The organism is Pseudomonas sp. TWP3-2 (assembly GCF_049897765.1).
Lineage (GTDB): Bacteria > Pseudomonadota > Gammaproteobacteria > Pseudomonadales > Pseudomonadaceae > Aquipseudomonas.
The window spans coordinates 1-17,625 of the sequence record NZ_JAFCWW010000029.1; the positions used below are offsets into that span (position 1 = coordinate 1).

Sequence of the window (17,625 nt, forward strand, 5' to 3'; positions counted from 1 at the left end):
GGTTTTACAACAACGAACGGCTGCACTCGAAACTGGGATATCTGCCACCGACCGTTTATGAGCGGGCGATGGCGTCAAAACCACCTATCGAGGTGCCCGGAATTAGTTGACCACTGCAGTAGCTCAAAAGTACTACTCGGTCAGTCCCATCCCCTCCGGGAAAGGGGAAAGGGAGCCGATCTCCAATGGTTTTAAAATCTGAGTTCGACTCGATAATTCAGGTCGATGTAGCTCAAAAGTACTACTCGGTCAGTCCCCTCTCCCCCGGGAGAGGGTTAGGGTGAGGGGCCACTCCAGAGCCGATCACAACTTCGAGGGCAACATCCAGACTAACCCACTCGCCTTCGCCCGCTCATGACACAACCCCAGCACCACACGCCGCTCGTCATTGCTCATCCGGCTCCAGCGCGTGATCTCTTCAACCGAACGCTGACAGCCCGTGCAGATATCGTCATCGTCCAGCGCACAGATATTCACGCAGGGTGACGCCACCGGCCGTTCAACCGTATTCATTCTTCCTGCTCAACCAGATCGCGCGCATACCGTTGCGAGTTATGCACATAGTGCGCGGCGCTGGCTTCGAGCATCTTCTTCTGCTGCTCGGTCAGTTCGCGCACAACCTTGCCCGGCGACCCCATGACCAGCGAGCCATCGGGGATTTCCTTGCCTTCGCCGATCAGCGAGTTGGCGCCGATGATGCAGTTCTTGCCGATCTTTGCGCCGTTGAGAATCACCGCGTTGATGCCGATCAGGCTGTAGTCGCCAACCGTACAGCCGTGGAGCATGGCGTTGTGGCCGATGGTCACGCCGGTGCCAATGGTCAGCGGGTAGCCCATGTCGGTGTGCATCACCGTGCCGTCCTGAACGTTGCTGTTCTTGCCGATCAGGATCAGCTCGTTGTCGCCACGCAGTACCGCGTTGAACCAGACGTTGGCGCCCTCTTCCAGTTTGACCTTGCCCACCAGCACGGCATTGGGCGCAACCCAGCTCTGCGGATGGGTCTCGACACGGGCGTCGCCCAAGCGGTATTTCATCTTGTTTTCCTCAGGCTCACGGTGGTTTCAACTGTTGATAAAGGTTTTCGGCGGTTGATGCAGGCTGATCTTCGCGTCATAGAGCAGGTTGATCAATTCGACGATCATGATCGCCGTCAGTCCCCAGATCTTGTATTCGCCATAGCGGTAACTCGGGACATACCAACTGCGCCCCTGATAATCGATGCGATGGGTGTGTTCGCGCGGGTCCTTGCGAAAGAACTCCAGCGGCACGCTGAACACTGCAGCGATCTCGGCATCGTTCGGTCGGTACTCGACGAAATCAGGAATCACCCCGACGTAAGGCGTGACCTTGATCCCATGCAAAGAGATCAGCGGACTCAGCGGGCCGATCACTTCCACCAGCCCCGGCGGCAGGCCGATTTCTTCTTCGGCTTCGCGCAGCGCGGTGAAGATCAGATCGGGGTCTTCGGGGTCGCGGCGTCCGCCCGGAAAAGCCACTTCACCACCATGGGTCGAGAGCCCGCTGGCGCGCAGGGTGAGCACCAGTTCCGGTTCGTCACTGCGAGTAATCGGCACCAGGACGGCGGCCTCGGGGAAACGTTTGTCGGTCTCCAGCGTGCGCGGCGTGTGATTGCTTACCCGGTGCAGTAGCTCGTCCAGCATAAGTGTTCTCGATCTGTGCCTTACCCGGCATCATGCACCAATCATTGCGAGCGCCCAAGCCCCGAACAGAGGGCATGTCGCTAAATGGCAACTTGCCGACTGCCACCGCTGCACGCCAAGATAGGCCGAGCATTCAGGAACCCCAGCATGAAATTTTGCAGCCAGTGCGGCAACCCGGTGACCCAGCGCATTCCCGAAGGCGATTCGCGGCTGCGCTTTGTCTGTGACAGCTGTCAGACCATTCACTATCAGAACCCCAACATCGTCGCCGGTTGCGTCGCCACTTGGGGCACAAAAGTATTGTTGTGCCGGCGCGCCATCGAGCCGCGCCTCGGTTACTGGACGCTGCCGGCCGGTTTCATGGAGAACGGTGAGACCATCGAACAGGCCGCCGTCCGCGAAACCGCCGAGGAAGCCTGCGCCCGGGTGCGCAATCTGAGCATTTACACGCTGATCGACGTGCCACACATAAGTCAGGTGCATGTGTTCTTCCGCGCCGAACTGGCAGATCCGGACTTTTCCGCCGGCCCGGAGAGCCTTGAAGTGCAACTGTTCGACGAAGCGGACATTCCCTGGGACGAGCTGGCTTTCCGCACGGTGGGTCGTACCTTAGAATGCTTCTTCGCGGATCGGCGTGCCGAGGAGTATCCGGTACGTTCGGAGTCGATCCCGCCGCTCGCGCAGCCAGCCATCACTTGATTTCAGCGGCGACCGGCCGATAACCAGCCAGCGCAGCCCGCGACAGCGCCTGCATGACATCTATAAATAAAGTATCTGCTTCACTTCTGGGGAATCGTTTCAATGCGCTGGTTGCTTGCCCTGTTCTGCCTGTCGTTCGTCACCGTCTCCCAAGCGTCATTCGTGACCACTGTGACGCCTTCGAACACCCCGTTCATCGAGAAGGTCCTGGTGCTCAAATCGGCGCATCAACTGCAGTTGATTACCGACGGCAAGCCGCTGAAGACCTATCGCATTTCCCTCGGCAAGGGTGCGAAAAAAGGCCCGAAACTGATTGAAGGCGATAAACGCACACCGGAAGGTTTCTATTGGATCGACTGGCGCAAGACCAGCGAAAAATTCAACCTGTCGATGCACATTTCTTATCCCAACATCAGCGACTCGGCCCGCGCCCGTCGCGAAGGTGTCGAGCCTGGCGGGATGATCATGATCCACGGCACACCGGATTCCGAAGAGAATCCCGAGGATCTGTTCCATACCCTCGACTGGACCGACGGCTGCATCGCCATGCGCAACGTCGACATGCGTGAAGTGTGGAATCTGGTGCCGGACGGCACGATGATCGAGATTCGCCCATAAATACCGACCACTGGTCACCCGCAAAAAAATAAATCAAAAGATCGCAGCCTTCGGAAGCTTCTACAGGGGTGATACCACTCTCAACTGTAGGAGCTGCCGAAGGCTGCGATCTTTTGCTTTCTACAACCAATCGCTAATACCACTTCAAACCAACCGTTCCAAAACCTGCCATTTCATTGGGCTGTAGTCCATTTCGTGACGTTGACATGGTATTCAAGTGGTATTAATTTCCGCCACACAAGCGAGCCACAACAATCCAATACTCGCGCCGGAAATGCCCTACATGAACGACTTCCACGCCCTACGCCCCGACGACTCTCAGCCGACGCCGCTGTACCTGCAACTGGCGCGCAATCTGGAAGCGGCGATCCATGCCGGCCAGTGGAAATCCGAACAGGCGATGCCGTCCGAGCGCAATCTCAGCGAGCAACTCGGCATCTCCCGAGTCACCGCACGCAAAGCCCTGGAAGTCCTGCTCGATCAAGGTCTGATTCGTCGTCTGCAAGGTTCCGGTACCTTCATCACCCCGCGTCTGGAGCAACCGCTCTCGCGCCTTTCAGGTTTCAGCGAGATGCTGCGGCTCAAGGGTTTCGTGCCGAGTTCGCAGTGGCTGGAGCGCGAAATCACCCTGCCGACCCACGAAGAATTGATCCGCCTGAGCCTGTCGCCGAACGACAAAGTGGCGCGCATGAAACGCCTGCGCAAAGCCGACGACACCGTCATGGCGATCGAGATGAGTACCCTGCCCGCCTCGATCATGCCCAAGCCGCAAGTGGTCGGCGACTCCCTCTACGAATACCTCGACAGCATCGGCAAACCGATCGTGCGCGCCTTGCAGCACATTCAGGCGATCAACGCCTCGGACGAATTCGCAGCGCTGGTCGGCATCGCCCCCGGCACCGCCATGTTGCTGATGACCCGGGTCGGCTACCTCGAAGACAACACGCCCATCGAAGTCACCGACACCTATTGCCGCAACGATTACTACGACTTTGTTGCAGAGCTGCGCCGATAAGCGCTTCGCAGATAACAGCGAGAACCGATCATGTCCGAAGACAACATCCTTACCGCCCACGGCTGGGTACGCGGCCGGCTGATTCACGCACACGGCAAAGTCGTGTCGATCGAAGGCGTGCCTTGCGATCCGGCGGATAACGACCTGCCGTATCTGCTGCCGGGCTTCATCGATCTGCACGTCCACGGCGGTGGCGGCAAAGACATCATGGAAGGCGCCAGCGCGTTCGAGACCATTACCAGGACCCACGTGCGTTTTGGCACCACGTCACTGCTGGCCACCACCATGACCGCGCCGAGCGCCGAGATTTCCAGCGTCCTGAAAGAGGTCGGCGAATTCTGCGAACAGCGCCCGAAAGGCAGTGCCCGCGTGCTCGGGGTGCACCTGGAAGGCCCGTACATCAACCCCGGCAAACTCGGGGCGCAACCGAACTTCGCGCACACCGCACTGATGGCCGAAGTCGAAGAATATCTGGCGCTGGCGCCGATCCGGGTGATCACCATCGCTCCGGAAATTGCGGGGCATGATGCGCTGATTCGTGAACTGAGCAGCCGTGGCGTGCGCATGCAGATCGGCCACACCCTCGGCAGTTACGAAGAAGGCGTTGCCGCGCTGGAAGCAGGCGCCACCAGCTTCACCCATTTGTACAACGCCATGAGCCCGCTGCATCACCGCGAGCCGGGGATTGTCGGCGCGGCGCTGGCGCACGCCAAGTTCGCCGAGCTGATTCCGGACTTGCTGCACGTACACCCCGGCGCGATCCGCGTGGCCCTGCGCTCGATCCCGTGCCTGTATTGCGTCACCGATTCGACCGCCGCCGCCGGCATGCCCGATGGCGAGTACAAGCTCGGCAGCCACACCGTGACCAAATGCCTGGGCGGCGTACGCCTGCCGGACGGCACGCTGGCCGGCAGCACCCTGACCATGGATCAGGCGCTGCGCAACCTGGTGAAGATCGGTCTGCCGCTTGCCGAAGCTTCGCAACGTCTTTCGCAATTCCCCGCCGACTACCTCGGCATCACCGAACGCGGGCGCCTCGAACCGGGTGCCTGGGCCGACTGCGTGCGGCTGGATCGCTCACTCACACTGACCGCCGTCATGGTCGAAGGAGAAGACATTGACTTCAAAAATGCTTGAAGAGGCGCTGTCCTCGTTCGAGGCCGTGCAAGCCCAACTGCAACAGCTCGACCCGCAACTGATCGAGATCGCCGGACGCCTGCGCCGCCAGCCACCGCAAGTAGCAATGACCGTCGCCCGTGGCAGCTCCGACCATGCGGCGAGCTACTTCGCCTACCTGACCATGCAGCAACTCGGCGTGCCGGTCGCGTCGTTGCCGATGTCGGTGGTGACCATGCAGCAGGCGCCGCTGAAGGTCAGCGGTCAGGCGGTGTTTGCCTTTTCGCAATCGGGGCAGAGTCCGGATCTGGTCAACAGCCTGCGTCTGCTACGCAAGCGTGGCGCGCTGAGCATTGCCATGGTCAACGCCGACGCTTCGCCACTGGAAGCCGCGTGCGAATTCAGCGTGCCGCTGCTCGCAGGTGTTGAAAGCAGCGTCGCCGCGACCAAGAGTTTCATCGCCACCCTCAGTGCCAGCGCCCGTTTGATCGCGCACTGGAAAGAGGACAGCGAATTGCTGGAGGCGCATAACGCACTACCTGAAGGTCTGCGCGATGCGGCGCAACAGGACTGGAGCGTGGCGATTGATGCGCTGCGCGATTGCGAACGCTTGATGGTGATCGGCCGAGGTGCCGGTTTTGCCATCGCCCAGGAAGCGGCGCTGAAATTCAAGGAAACCTCGGCGATCCAGGCCGAGGCCTTCAGCAGCGCCGAAGTCCGTCACGGCCCGATGGCCCTGATCGACGAGCACTACCCGCTGCTGGTGTTCGCGCCACGCGGTGCCGAGCAGGCCGGATTGCTCAGCCTGGCGGCCGAGATGCGCCAACGCGGCGCGCGGGTATTGCTCGCGGCACCGGATGACGTACTCGAACGCGACCTGACTCTGACTCGCGCCGAACACCCGGCCCTTGATCCGATTCTGGCGATCCAGAGCTTCTACGTAATGGCCGCAGGTCTTGCGGTAGCCCGAGGCATGGACCCGGATCAGCCACGGCACCTGAGCAAAGTCACGCGTACGCACTGAGTCCGAACCACACCGTTTTCTTGATGAGACCGAGCCATGCAAAACAACAACAATAAAGAGCTGACCCTCAGCGCCCCGCTCAGCGGCCCGGTGTTGACCCTGGGCAAAGTCCCGGACGCGGTGTTCGCCAGTGGCGCGATGGGCGACGGCATTGCCATCGACCCGCTGAATGACACGCTGCATGCACCCTGCGCCGGCGTGGTGATTCACGTCGCCCGCACCGGCCATGCGCTGACCCTACGCGCCGACAATGGCGCGGAAATTCTCCTGCATCTGGGCCTGGATACCGTCGAATTGCAGGGCGAAGGGTTCACGGTGCTGGTCAAGGAAGGCGCACGAGTGAGCAATGGCCAGCCGTTGTTGCGCTATGACCTGGACAAGGTCGGTCAGCAGTGCAAAAGCCTGATCAGCTTGTTGATACTGACTAACGGCGAGCGTTTTCAGGCGCGGCCGATCACGGTGAAAACGGTGAAAGTCGGCGAGCCGTTGCTGCACATCGTGTCGCGAGAACACACATCAGTGGACACCGACGTATCGGAGGGGCCCGAGGCGAAAGGACAAGTGCGCGTCGCCCATCGCGGCGGTCTGCATGCGCGTCCGGCGGCGCTGATCCGTCAGACGGCACAAGGTTTCAGCAGCCAGTCGCATCTGCACTTTGCCGGTAAGTCGGCGCCGTGCAACAGTCTGATCGGCTTGATGGGGCTGGCAATTGGTGAGCAGGACGAAGTGCAGGTCAGTTGTCAGGGGCCGGATGCCGAGGCGGCGTTGCAGGCGTTGCTCTCGGCACTGGCGACCGCCCTCCCCGAGGATCATCACGCCGCTGCGCCAGTCATCGTCGCTTCGACGAAACGCCCAGCCGAAAACGGTGTACTGCACGGCGTGTGCGCTGCGCCAGGATTGGTTGGCGGGCCGCTGTTTCGCTTGCACGCGATCAAACTTCCGAGCGATGCCGGTGGCAATGATCCAACGCAACAACGCCAAGCGCTCAACCTCGCACTGAAGCAAGTGCGCAGCGATATCGACGCAACCCTGAACCAGGCACAGAAACACAGAAACACCGACGAAGAAGCGATCTTCGCCGCGCATCTGGCACTGCTGGAAGACCCCGCACTGCTCGACGCCGCATTCCAGTCCATCGAACAGGGCAGCGCCGCGACTCACGCCTGGAGCCAATCCATCGACGTGCAATGTGAGGTGCTGCTGAACACCGGCAGCGCACTGTTGGCCGAACGCGCCAACGACCTGCGCGACCTCAAGCAACGCCTGCTACGTGCCCTGCTCGGCGAAGCCTGGCATTACGAAGTCCCGGCCGGCGCCATCGTCGCCGCGCACGAACTGACCCCCTCGGATTTGCTGCAACTCAGCGCGCAAGGCGTCGCCGGGTTGTGCATGGCCGAGGGTGGCGCGACCTCGCATGTGGCGATCCTCGCTCGCGGCAAAGGCCTGCCGTGCATGGTCGCTCTGGGTTCGTCGCTGCTCGATCAGGCACAAGGCCAATCGGTGGTACTCGACGCCGATGGCGGACGCCTCGAATTGGTCCCAAGTGCCGAGCGTCTTGCCGAAGTCCAGCAAGCGCAAATCGACCGGCAACAACGCCGCGCCGCACAACAGACTCAAGCACATCTGCCGGCAGAAACGCGCAATGGCGTGCACATCGAAGTCGTGGCGAATGTCGCCTCCAGCCATGAAGCGGCGGACGCTTTCGCCAACGGCGCCGATGGCGTCGGCCTGCTGCGCACCGAGTTTCTGTTTGTCGACCGCCAGACCGCGCCCGACGAAAACGAACAACGCGCCGCTTATCAAGCCGTGCTCGATGCGATGGGCGACAAGTCAGTGATCATCCGCACCATCGACGTCGGCGGCGACAAGCAACTCGACTACCTGCCGCTGCCGGTCGAAGCCAACCCGGTACTCGGTCTGCGCGGGATTCGTCTGGCTCAGGCGCGTCCGGAAATTCTTGATCAGCAACTGCGCGCGCTGCTGCAAGTCAGCCCGTTGCAGCGCTGCCGGATCCTGTTGCCCATGGTCACTGAAGTCGACGAACTGCTGCACATCCGCCAGCGCGTCGATCAGTTATGCGTTGAACTGGGCATCAGCCAACGCCCGGAAATCGGTGTGATGATCGAAGTCCCGGCCGCCGCTTTGCAGGCCGAGCAACTGGCCGAGCACGCGGACTTTCTGTCGATCGGCACCAACGATCTGTCGCAATACACCCTGGCGATGGATCGCGACCACGCCGGTTTGGCCGCGCGCGTCGATGCGTTGCACCCGGCTTTGCTGCGCCTGATCGCCATGACCTGCGCAGGCGCGGCGGTGCACAAGCGCTGGGTTGGCGTGTGTGGCGCATTAGCCTCGGATCCGCTGGCGACGCCAGTGTTGATCGGCCTCGGCGTCAGTGAACTGTCGGTGAGCCCGGTGCAGATCGGCGAGATCAAAGATCGCGTGCGCCAGTTGCACCAAGCCGAATGCCAGCGCCTCAGCCACGACTTGCTCAAGCTGAGCAGCGCCGCTGCGGTGCGTCACGCCTGTCATCAACATTGGCCTCTGCGCTAACAAAAACAACAAGGACATACGCCATGTACCAACTCTTCATCGAAGGCCTGCAACGCCTCGGCCGCGCGCTGATGCTGCCGATTGCGATCCTGCCCATCGCCGGCCTGCTGCTGCGTCTGGGTGACACTGACCTGCTGAACATCGCGATCATCCACGACGCCGGTCAGGTGATCTTCGCCAATCTGGCGATGATCTTCGCCATCGGCATCGCCGTCGGATTCGCCAAGGACAACAACGGCACGGCGGGTCTGGCCGGGGTAATCGGATATCTGGTGATGATCTCGACGCTCAAGGTGCTCGACGCAAGCATCAACATGGGCATGCTCGCCGGGATCGTCAGCGGCCTGATGGCCGGCGCGCTGTACAACCGCTTCAAGGACATCAAACTGCCGGAATACCTGGCGTTCTTCGGTGGACGGCGTTTTGTGCCGATTGTCACCGGGTTCGCAGCGGTCGGCCTCGGCGTAGTATTCGGCTACATCTGGCCGCCGATCCAGCACGCCATCAACAGCTTCGGCACACTGATGATGGAAAGCGGCAGCATCGGCGCGTTCGTGTTCGGCGTGTTCAACCGCCTGCTGATCGTCACCGGCCTGCACCACATCCTCAACAACATGGCGTGGTTCGTGTTCGGCAACTTCACCGACCCAACCACCGGCGCTTTGGTGACCGGCGACCTGTCGCGCTACTTCGCCGGCGACCCGAAGGGCGGCCAGTTCATGACTGGCATGTTCCCGATGATGATCTTCGGCCTGCCTGCCGCATGCCTGGCGATGTACCGCAACGCCCTGCCGGAACGGCGCAAAGTGATGGGCGGGATCTTCCTGTCGATGGCGTTGACCTCGTTCTTGACCGGGGTGACCGAGCCAATCGAATTCGCCTTCATGTTCCTCGCGCCGTTGCTGTATCTGCTGCATGCGCTGCTGACCGGTTTATCGATGGCCATCACCAACGCACTGAACATCCATTTGGGCTTCACCTTTTCCGGTGGCTTCATCGACATGGTGCTGGGTTGGGGTCGCTCGACCAATGGCTGGCTGGTGATTCCGGTCGGGCTGGCTTACGCCGTCATCTACTACGTGGTGTTTGATTTCTGCATTCGTCGTTTCAATCTGAAAACGCCGGGGCGTGAGGATGTAGCGACTGCGGAGAAAGTCGTGTTCGCTGAAAACGAACGCGCCGGGGCGTATATCAAGGCATTGGGTGGCGCAGAGAACCTGATGACTGTGGGTGCGTGCACCACGCGGCTGCGGCTGGAAATGGTCGATCGCAACAAGGCTTCGGATGCGGAGTTGAAAGCGCTGGGCGCGATGGCGGTGGTGCGCCCAGGCAAGGGCGGGAGTTTGCAGGTGGTGGTCGGGCCGCTGGCGGACAGCATTGCTGATGAGATTCGCCTGGCGATGCCAGCGCTGGGACGTGCGGTGGTGGCTGCGCCAGATGTCGCTGTCGCCGAGGCACCGCTGAAGTCGGTTGCCTTCGCTACGACCGAAGCGCAGCAATGGTTGAATGCGCTGGGTGGTGGCAACAATGTACTGCAACTGGATTGCATTGCCATGAGCCGGATTCGCTTGCAGTTGGCCGATGGCAAAGGGTTGTCTGAGGCTCGGTTGAAACAGCTGGGTTGTCAGGGTGTCAGCCAGCTTGAGGGTGGAGTTTGGCATTTGCTGGTTGGCGACAAAGCGCCGAGTTTGAGTGGCGCGTTGGAGGCATTGGTGAATCGTGGTGAGGTGGGCGCGAGGGTATAAATAATCGTTGGCTGGTCGGGCCTCATCGCCAGCAGGCTGGCTCCCACAATTGGAATTGGGAGCATTCAGTCAAAGATTGGTCGGCTGTCAGACCGCTATCGCTGGCAAGCCAGCTCCCACAGTTTGATGTGTGTACCGCCCCCAAGGCGCAAGCTGTCCCACTGAACAGGATAAGCGTTAGCCTGGGAGCAGTTCTTGATCTTGCATCGCCGTCAACTGTCAGATCTGACAGTTGACGGCAAACCCACCCGCCCTTAGTTTCGTCCTGACAGGGCGTACTTCAAACGTAGCCGTCGCCTTACTGATTCTTCATTCAAATGAAGCAAAGCGAGGTTGCCATGGGAAAGTCAGCAAAAACCAAATCACTTGAAAGCAAATTGACGGCTGCACAAGTTGAGCGCGCGAAAGACGACTTCAAACGCTATGACGCAAACGGCGATGGCACGTTAAGTACAAGTGAGTTCAGGAAAGCCCTTGAGCCCTATCTCACGCCAGAAGACCTGAAGGCGCTGATGAAGGAAGTGAATCCCAACGCCGACGGCAAGATCAGTTGGACAGAGTTTCTTGAAGATTACGTCAGGGATCTGTGATCTGGGCGGCAAGCGAGAATAGTGAGCCTCCGAGTACCGAGGCCACGCCATCTGATGTGAGTGCAGGTAGCGCCGACGTGAAATATCGAGGTGAATTAAAATTCTGAAAAACACCCAAATCCGCCCCAGCTTCTGCCCCACCACCACTCAACAGGATGAGCGTTAGCTCGGCAGCAGCTCTTGATCTACAGCGCCCCGTCGGCAGGCTTCGTTCCGGGATTCATCCGGGGGTGGGCGCGCAGCGCCGTTCGACGCAGTCGAACACATCGAGAGGAGGTGCAGCGCAGCAAACCGGAGGCGATGCCCCCGGATGGATCCCGGAGCGAAGGAACCCCGAGCTTTAGCGAGCGGGCCGAACGTTGGGGCACAGCGTTTTGGTTACTTTTGGGCGTCTGCAAAAGTGACTCGCCGTAAGGGCGAAACCGCCAGCCGCAGCCCCCGAAAAAACGGATATTCACTCAATCAGCCAGAACATGGTCGCCTGTCAGGGCGCCATCGCTGGCAAGCCAGCTCCCACAGTGAAATGAGGTCGCCCGCCAAATCGCAGGCAACAAAAAACCCGCAGACAATCACTCATCTGCGGGTTTCTCGTAACAAGCGGCTATCAGAAATCTTCCAGCCGCCAAACCTCATAAGCCGGCGTCTCATACGGATGACTAAGCTTCAACGCAGCCACAACAGCCACAATCAACTCATCCGCCACAACCAGCTCAACCTTCCACTCTTCAACCACTTCAACCTGACCCACTTCCCCGATAAACGGCTGACTCCCGTCCAACGCACGAAATTGGCCTTGCCCCAGCACCTGCCAGGCACAGCTGTCGTAGTCCCCGATGCGCCCGCCGCCAGCAGCGAAGACGGCGGTTTTCACCGTCTCCACATGGCTGTCAGGCACAAAGAAGGCAAGCTTGTACACAGGCCTTAGTTAACCCACACACGAGCATTACGGAACATACGCATCCACGGTGCGTCTTCGTTCCAGTCTTCCGAACGCCACGAGTTTTGCACTGCGCGGAACACACGCTCCGGGTGCGGCATCATGATCGTCACGCGGCCGTCGCGGCTGGTCAGGCCGGTGATCCCGCGCGGCGAGCCGTTCGGGTTAGCCGGGTACTTTTCGGTGACCTTGCCGTGGTTATCGACGAAACGCATCGCCACACAACCCGACAGATCGGCTTCCAGCAGTGCTTCTTCGCTGGAGAACTCGGCATGCCCTTCGCCGTGTGCGATAGCGATCGGCATACGCGAACCGGCCATGCCTTGCAGGAAGATCGAGTTCGACTCCTGCACCTGAACCATCGCCACGCGCGCTTCGAACTGCTCGGAGCGGTTGCGCACGAAGTGCGGCCAGAACTCGCTGCCCGGGATCAGTTCGTGCAGGTTGGACATCATCTGGCAACCGTTGCACACGCCGAGGGTGAAGCTGTCGTTACGTTCGAAGAAGCCCTGGAACGCATCGCGGGCGCGGCTGTTGAACAGTGCCGACTTGGCCCAGCCTTCACCGGCACCGAGTACGTCGCCGTAGGAGAAACCACCGCACGCCACCAGACCTTTGAACTCGTTCAGGTCGACACGGCCAGCGAGAATGTCGCTCATGTGCACGTCGATCGCGTTGAAACCGGCGCGGTCGAACGCTGCGGCCATTTCCACCTGACCGTTGACGCCCTGCTCACGCAGCACGGCAACCTGTGGGCGGATGCCTTTCTTGATGTAAGGCGCGGCGATGTCCTGGTTGACGTCGAAGCTGAGTTTGACGCTCAGGCCCGGGTTGTCTTCTTCCAGCAGCACGTCGAACTCTTGCTCGGCGCACTCGACGTTGTCACGCAGACGCTGGATCTGGTAGCTGGTTTCAGCCCAGGTACGCTGCAGCAGACGACGCTGACCTTCGAACACCGTGTCACCGTTGAAGGTGATGTTGATCTGGCCGTTGTTCATCGGCTGACCGATCACCGATACGCAGTCGCCGAGACCTGCCGCGCTGAACTGCGCGAGGATATCCGGCGTCGCGTCCTGACGAACCTGAATCACAGCGCCCAGTTCTTCGTTGAACAGGATCGCGGCAATGTCGGCAGACGTTTCGGCCAGACCATCGAGGTTCAGGCTCAGACCGCAGTGGCCGGCGAAGGCCATTTCCACGGTGCTGGTCAACAGACCACCGTCGGAACGGTCGTGGTAAGCCAGCAGATGACCGTCGGCGTTCAGGCCCTGGATCACAGCGAAGAAGGCTTTGAGGTCTTCGGCATCATCGACATCCGGCGCTTGCGAACCGAGCTTGCCGTGCACCTGAGCGAGAATCGAAGCGCCCATGCGGTTCTGACCACGACCGAGGTCGATCAGAATCAGGTCGGTGGTGCCCTTGTCCATGCGCAGTTCCGGCGTCAGGGTCTGACGGATGTCAGCCACGGGCGCAAAACCGGTCACGATCAGCGACATCGGCGAAGTCACGGTCTTGTCGACGCCTTCGTCGTTCCAGCGTGTGGCCATGGACATCGAGTCCTTGCCCACCGGAATGGTGATGCCCAGCTCCGGGCACAGCTCCATGCCGACCGCTTTGACGGTGTCGTACAGACGCGCGTCTTCACCCGGGTGACCGGCGGCGGACATCCAGTTCGCCGACAGTTTGATGTCGGAGATCTTGTTGATGCGCGAAGCGGCAATGTTGGTCAGGGTTTCGCCAATGGCCATGCGGCCCGACGCCGGAGCGTCGAGCAGAGCCAGCGGAGTACGCTCGCCCATGGCCATGGCTTCACCGGTGTAAACGTCGAAACTGGTAGCGGTCACGGCAACGTCTGCCACCGGAACCTGCCACGGGCCGACCATTTGGTCACGGGCCACAAGGCCGGTGATGGTGCGGTCGCCGATGGTGATCAGGAAACTTTTGCTGGCCACGGCCGGGTGATGCAGCACGCGCTCGATGCATTCGCCGATGTCGAGAGTGCTAGGGTCGAAATCATCGCCCAACTCAGCTTCGCGAACCACCGAACGGTGCATGCGCGGCGCCTTGCCCAGCAATACTTCCAGCGGCATGTCCACCGGGTCGTTGCCGAAGTGGCTGTCGGTGACAGTCAGTTGCGGCTCGGTAGTGGCCTCGCCGACCACGGCGAACGGGCAACGCTCACGTTCGCAGATCGCCTGGAAGCGCTCGAAGTCTTCAGGACCGACGGCCAGAACATAACGTTCCTGGGATTCGTTGCTCCAGATTTCGTGCGGGGCCATGCCCGGCTCGTCGTTTGGAATGTTGCGCAGTTCGAAACGGCCACCGCGGTCGCCGTCGTTGACCAGTTCCGGGAAGGCGTTGGACAGACCGCCCGCCCCCACGTCGTGGATGAAGCTGATCGGGTTCTTGTCGCCCAACTGCCAGCAGCGGTCGATAACTTCCTGGCAGCGACGCTCCATCTCAGGGTTTTCACGCTGAACGGAGGCGAAGTCCAGATCCGCCGAGCTGGTGCCGGTGGCCATCGACGAGGCAGCACCGCCACCCAGACCGATCAGCATCGCCGGTCCGCCAAGTACAATCAGCTTGGAGCCGACAACGATCTCGCCTTTCTTGACGTGTTCTTCACGGATGTTGCCCATGCCGCCGGCCAACATGATCGGCTTGTGGTAACCGCGAACTTCGTCGCCGTGCGGGGTGCTGATCGACTGTTCGAAGGTACGGAAGTAGCCGGTCAGGGCCGGACGCCCGAATTCGTTGTTGAACGCAGCGCCGCCGAGCGGGCCTTCGATCATGATGTCCAGCGCGGTAACAATGCGCTCAGGCTTGCCGTACGGCACTTCCCACGGCTGTTCGAACCCCGGGATTTGCAGGTTGGATACGGTGAAACCGGTCAGGCCGGCCTTCGGCTTGGCGCCGCGACCGGTTGCACCTTCGTCACGAATCTCGCCGCCGGAACCGGTGGCTGCACCCGGGAACGGGGCAATCGCGGTCGGGTGGTTGTGGGTTTCAACCTTCATCAGGATGTGCACCGGCTCCTGCACCGCGCCGTACTGGCGGGTTTCAGGATTCGGGAAGAAGCGGCCGGCAACGTTGCCGACGATCACCGAAGCGTTGTCCTTATAAGCCGACAGAACGCCTTCGCTGTGCATGACGTAGGTGTTCTTGATCATGCCGAACAGGCTTTTTTCCTGGCTCTGGCCGTCGATGTCCCAACTGGCGTTGAAGATCTTGTGACGGCAGTGCTCGGAGTTGGCCTGGGCGAACATCATCAGTTCGATGTCGTGCGGATTGCGCTTGAGACCGGTGAAGGCGTTGATCAAATAGTCGATCTCGTCTTCAGCCAAAGCCAGACCCAGCTCGGTGTTGGCTTTCTCCAGCGCGGCGCGACCGCCGCCGAGGATGTCGATCGCGGTCAGCGGCTTCGGCTCGGCGTGGCTGAACAGGCCGGCAGCCTGCTCAAGGTTGCCGAGGACGATTTGCGTCATGCGGTCATGCAATACATCGGCAATCTGCTGGGCTTCGGCGTCGCTGAACTGACCGGCAACGTAGAACGCGATACCGCGCTCGAGACGCTGGATCTTGCTCAGGCCGCAGTTGCGAGCGATGTCGCTGGCCTTGCTCGACCATGGCGAGATGGTGCCGAAACGCGGCAACACCAGGAACAGGCGGCCGGTCGGCTCTTGAACCGGAACACTTGGACCGTACTTCAGAAGGCGCGCAAGCACCTGCTGTTCGTCGCCGGTCAGGACGCCGGTGACTTCGGCGAAGTGGGCGAATTCAGCATACAAGCCGCTGACAGCCGAAACCTTCTGGCTCAGTTGCTCAAGGAGTTTGCTGTGGCGAAAGGCAGAAAGGGCAGGAGCGCCGCGCAGGATCAACATCTTCGGGACAGCCTCGGGAAGGGGTGTGCTTTGAGGCCGTGCATTCTAGCCTAAACCGCCCTCAACATCACCCGAAACGCTACGCACGGTTGCACTCGGATGTCGATCTGTGTTTCTGCCTCGCAGGTCAGATTTATCCAGCGTATGCGGGCGGCTTATTTTTGTTGTAACAAAACGCCCTGAAGGCCCATTTACGCGGGGTTTTTGCCGGTTTTGTGATCGCTAGCAGACCTGCCCTGCGCTGTCGAGATATGGCGCCCGTTGTCCTTTGCGTATACTGCGCACATGTTTTCCCCAACGGCTTTGCGTCCGCGGTACGCCAAATGGCTGATCGCTACCGGACTCTTCCTGATGCTCAGTGGCTGTGTTGATAAACCCAACACACTCGAGCGCGTAAAGGAGGATGGCGTGCTGCGGGTCATTACCCGAAACAGCCCCGCCACCTACTTTCAGGATCGCAGCGGCGAAACCGGCTTCGAATACGAGCTGGTGAAGCGCTTCGCCGACGATTTGGGGGTCGAGTTGAAGATCGAAACTGCAGACAATCTCGACGATCTGTTCAATCAGATCGGCAAACCCAACGGCCCGGTACTGGCCGCCGCCGGACTGGTCAGCAGCGAGCAGCGCAAGAAGCAAGTGCGGTTTTCCCACTCCTACCTTGAAGTCACTCCGCAGATCATCTATCGCAACGGCCAGTCACGGCCGACCGATGCCGGCGATCTGGTCGGCAAGAAAATCATGGTGCTCAAGGGCAGTACCCACGCCGAGCAACTGGCCGAACTGAAACTGAAAAATCCGGCGATCGAATACGAAGAGTCTGACGCGGTTGAAGTAGTTGATCTGCTGCGCATGGTTGATGAAGGTCAGATCGATCTGACGCTGGTCGACTCCAACGAAGTGGCAATGAATCAGGTGTACTTCACCAATATTCGCGTGGCCTTCGACCTTGGCGATGCGCGCAGCCAGAGCTGGGCCGTCGGCCCCGGCGAAGACAACAGCCTGCTCAACGAGATCAACAGCTATCTGGACAAGGTGCAGAAGAACGGCACCCTGCAACGCTTGAAAGACCGTTACTACGGTCACGTCGATGTCCTCGGCTACATGGGCGCCACCACCTTCGCCCAACATTTGCAGCAGCGCCTGCCCAAGTACGAACAGCATTTCAAAGCCTACGCCAAGAAAGAGAAAGTCGACTGGCGTCTGCTCGCGGCCATTGGCTATCAGGAATCACTGTGGCAACCGGCAGTCACGTCGAAGACCGGCGTGCGCGGGCTGATGATGCTGACGCAGAACACCGCGCAGGCGATGGGCGTGTCGAATCGGCTCGATCCGAAGCAGAGCATCATGGGCGGTGCCAAGTACCTGGCGTATATGAAGGATCAGCTCGACGATTCGATTCAGGAACCGGATCGCACGTGGTTCGCGCTGGCAGCCTACAACGTCGGCAGCGGTCATCTGGATGACGCGCGCAAACTGGCGACCAAGGAAGGCTTGAACCCGGACAAATGGCTGGACGTGAAGAAAATGCTCCCACGTCTGTCGCAAAAGCAGTGGTACAGCAAGACCCGCTATGGCTACGCCCGGGGCGGCGAGCCGGTGCATTTCGTGGCGAACATCCGTCGCTACTACGACATCCTGACCTGGGTGACCCAGCCGCAGCTGGAAGGCGATCAAGTGGCCGAGGGCAACTTGCACGTGCCGGCGATCGACAAGTCCAAGCCCGCCCAAGAACCCGCCCCGCTCTGATTTTCGCTGTCTCACATGACGCCATCGCGGGCAAGCCACG

Annotated in this window: 14 protein-coding genes; 9 read left to right on the top strand and 5 right to left on the bottom strand. The window is 60.5% G+C overall.

The genetic code is table 11. The features are described from left to right. Nucleotides 1-303 precede the first annotated feature (303 nt). From ACP7EE_RS25800 to ACP7EE_RS25810, 3 genes are read right to left on the bottom strand one after another with little or no spacing between them, the layout of a single operon-like run. Nucleotides 304-513 carry a DUF1289 domain-containing protein gene (locus ACP7EE_RS25800; protein ID WP_420647770.1) on the bottom strand — a complete coding sequence of 70 codons (210 nt, stop codon included), beginning with the start codon at nt 511-513 and terminating at the stop codon, nt 304-306. After that, the gene (locus ACP7EE_RS25805; RefSeq protein WP_007944857.1) at nt 510-1,034 is read right to left on the bottom strand and encodes a gamma carbonic anhydrase family protein; all 525 of its coding nucleotides are present in this window, start codon (nt 1,032-1,034) and stop codon (nt 510-512) included. Before ACP7EE_RS25805 ends, ACP7EE_RS25800 begins: the two co-directional genes overlap by 4 nt. 27 nt (nt 1,035-1,061) lie before the next feature. Further along, nucleotides 1,062-1,661: a CoA pyrophosphatase gene (locus ACP7EE_RS25810; protein WP_426237746.1), complete on the bottom strand. Its 600-nt coding sequence runs from the start codon at nt 1,659-1,661 to the stop codon at nt 1,062-1,064. 147 nt (nt 1,662-1,808) lie between these two features. Here ACP7EE_RS25810 and ACP7EE_RS25815 point away from each other — a divergent pair, with 147 nt between their 5' ends. The 8 genes from ACP7EE_RS25815 (at nt 1,809) to ACP7EE_RS25850 (ending at nt 11,021) form a co-directional block, all read left to right on the top strand. Continuing rightward, entirely contained in the window at nt 1,809-2,360 is a 552-nt protein-coding gene (locus tag ACP7EE_RS25815) for an NUDIX hydrolase (protein ID WP_420647767.1), read from the top strand. Nucleotides 2,361-2,462: 102 nt separating this feature from the next. Continuing rightward, entirely contained in the window at nt 2,463-2,978 is a 516-nt protein-coding gene (locus tag ACP7EE_RS25820) for a L,D-transpeptidase family protein (protein ID WP_426202296.1), read from the top strand. Between the two features lie 283 nt (nt 2,979-3,261). Beyond that, a complete protein-coding gene (locus tag ACP7EE_RS25825; protein WP_420647765.1) occupies nt 3,262-3,993 on the top strand; it encodes a GntR family transcriptional regulator in 732 nt (243 codons plus the stop codon). A 30-nt stretch (nt 3,994-4,023) separates the two neighbouring features. Then, nucleotides 4,024-5,130: an N-acetylglucosamine-6-phosphate deacetylase gene (nagA, locus tag ACP7EE_RS25830; RefSeq protein WP_426237749.1), complete on the top strand. Its 1,107-nt coding sequence runs from the start codon at nt 4,024-4,026 to the stop codon at nt 5,128-5,130. Continuing rightward, nucleotides 5,111-6,133, top strand: a complete 1,023-nt coding sequence (locus ACP7EE_RS25835) for an SIS domain-containing protein (protein WP_426237751.1) — start codon at nt 5,111-5,113, stop codon at nt 6,131-6,133. Before nagA ends, ACP7EE_RS25835 begins: the two co-directional genes overlap by 20 nt. A 36-nt stretch (nt 6,134-6,169) precedes the next feature. Continuing rightward, entirely contained in the window at nt 6,170-8,686 is a 2,517-nt protein-coding gene (gene ptsP / locus ACP7EE_RS25840; protein WP_426237753.1) for a phosphoenolpyruvate--protein phosphotransferase, read from the top strand. Between the two features lie 23 nt (nt 8,687-8,709). Next, nucleotides 8,710-10,431 carry an N-acetylglucosamine-specific PTS transporter subunit IIBC gene (gene nagE / locus ACP7EE_RS25845; RefSeq protein WP_426237755.1) on the top strand — a complete coding sequence of 574 codons (1,722 nt, stop codon included), beginning with the start codon at nt 8,710-8,712 and terminating at the stop codon, nt 10,429-10,431. Between the two features lie 317 nt (nt 10,432-10,748). Further along, on the top strand, nt 10,749-11,021 hold the full coding sequence (locus tag ACP7EE_RS25850; protein WP_426202304.1) for an EF-hand domain-containing protein: 273 nt from the start codon (nt 10,749-10,751) through the stop codon (nt 11,019-11,021). 604 nt (nt 11,022-11,625) lie between these two features. Here ACP7EE_RS25850 and ACP7EE_RS25855 read toward each other — a convergent pair. Then, nucleotides 11,626-11,937, bottom strand: a complete 312-nt coding sequence (locus tag ACP7EE_RS25855; protein ID WP_426237757.1) for an NGG1p interacting factor NIF3 — start codon at nt 11,935-11,937, stop codon at nt 11,626-11,628. Between the two features lie 5 nt (nt 11,938-11,942). Further along, nucleotides 11,943-15,839, bottom strand: coding sequence for a phosphoribosylformylglycinamidine synthase (gene purL / locus ACP7EE_RS25860; RefSeq protein ID WP_426237759.1), 3,897 nt, complete (start codon nt 15,837-15,839; stop codon nt 11,943-11,945). A gap of 285 nt (nt 15,840-16,124) precedes the next feature. Here purL and mltF point away from each other — a divergent pair, with 285 nt between their 5' ends. Beyond that, nucleotides 16,125-17,585: a membrane-bound lytic murein transglycosylase MltF gene (mltF, locus tag ACP7EE_RS25865; RefSeq protein ID WP_426237761.1), complete on the top strand. Its 1,461-nt coding sequence runs from the start codon at nt 16,125-16,127 to the stop codon at nt 17,583-17,585. Nucleotides 17,586-17,625 lie beyond the last annotated feature (40 nt).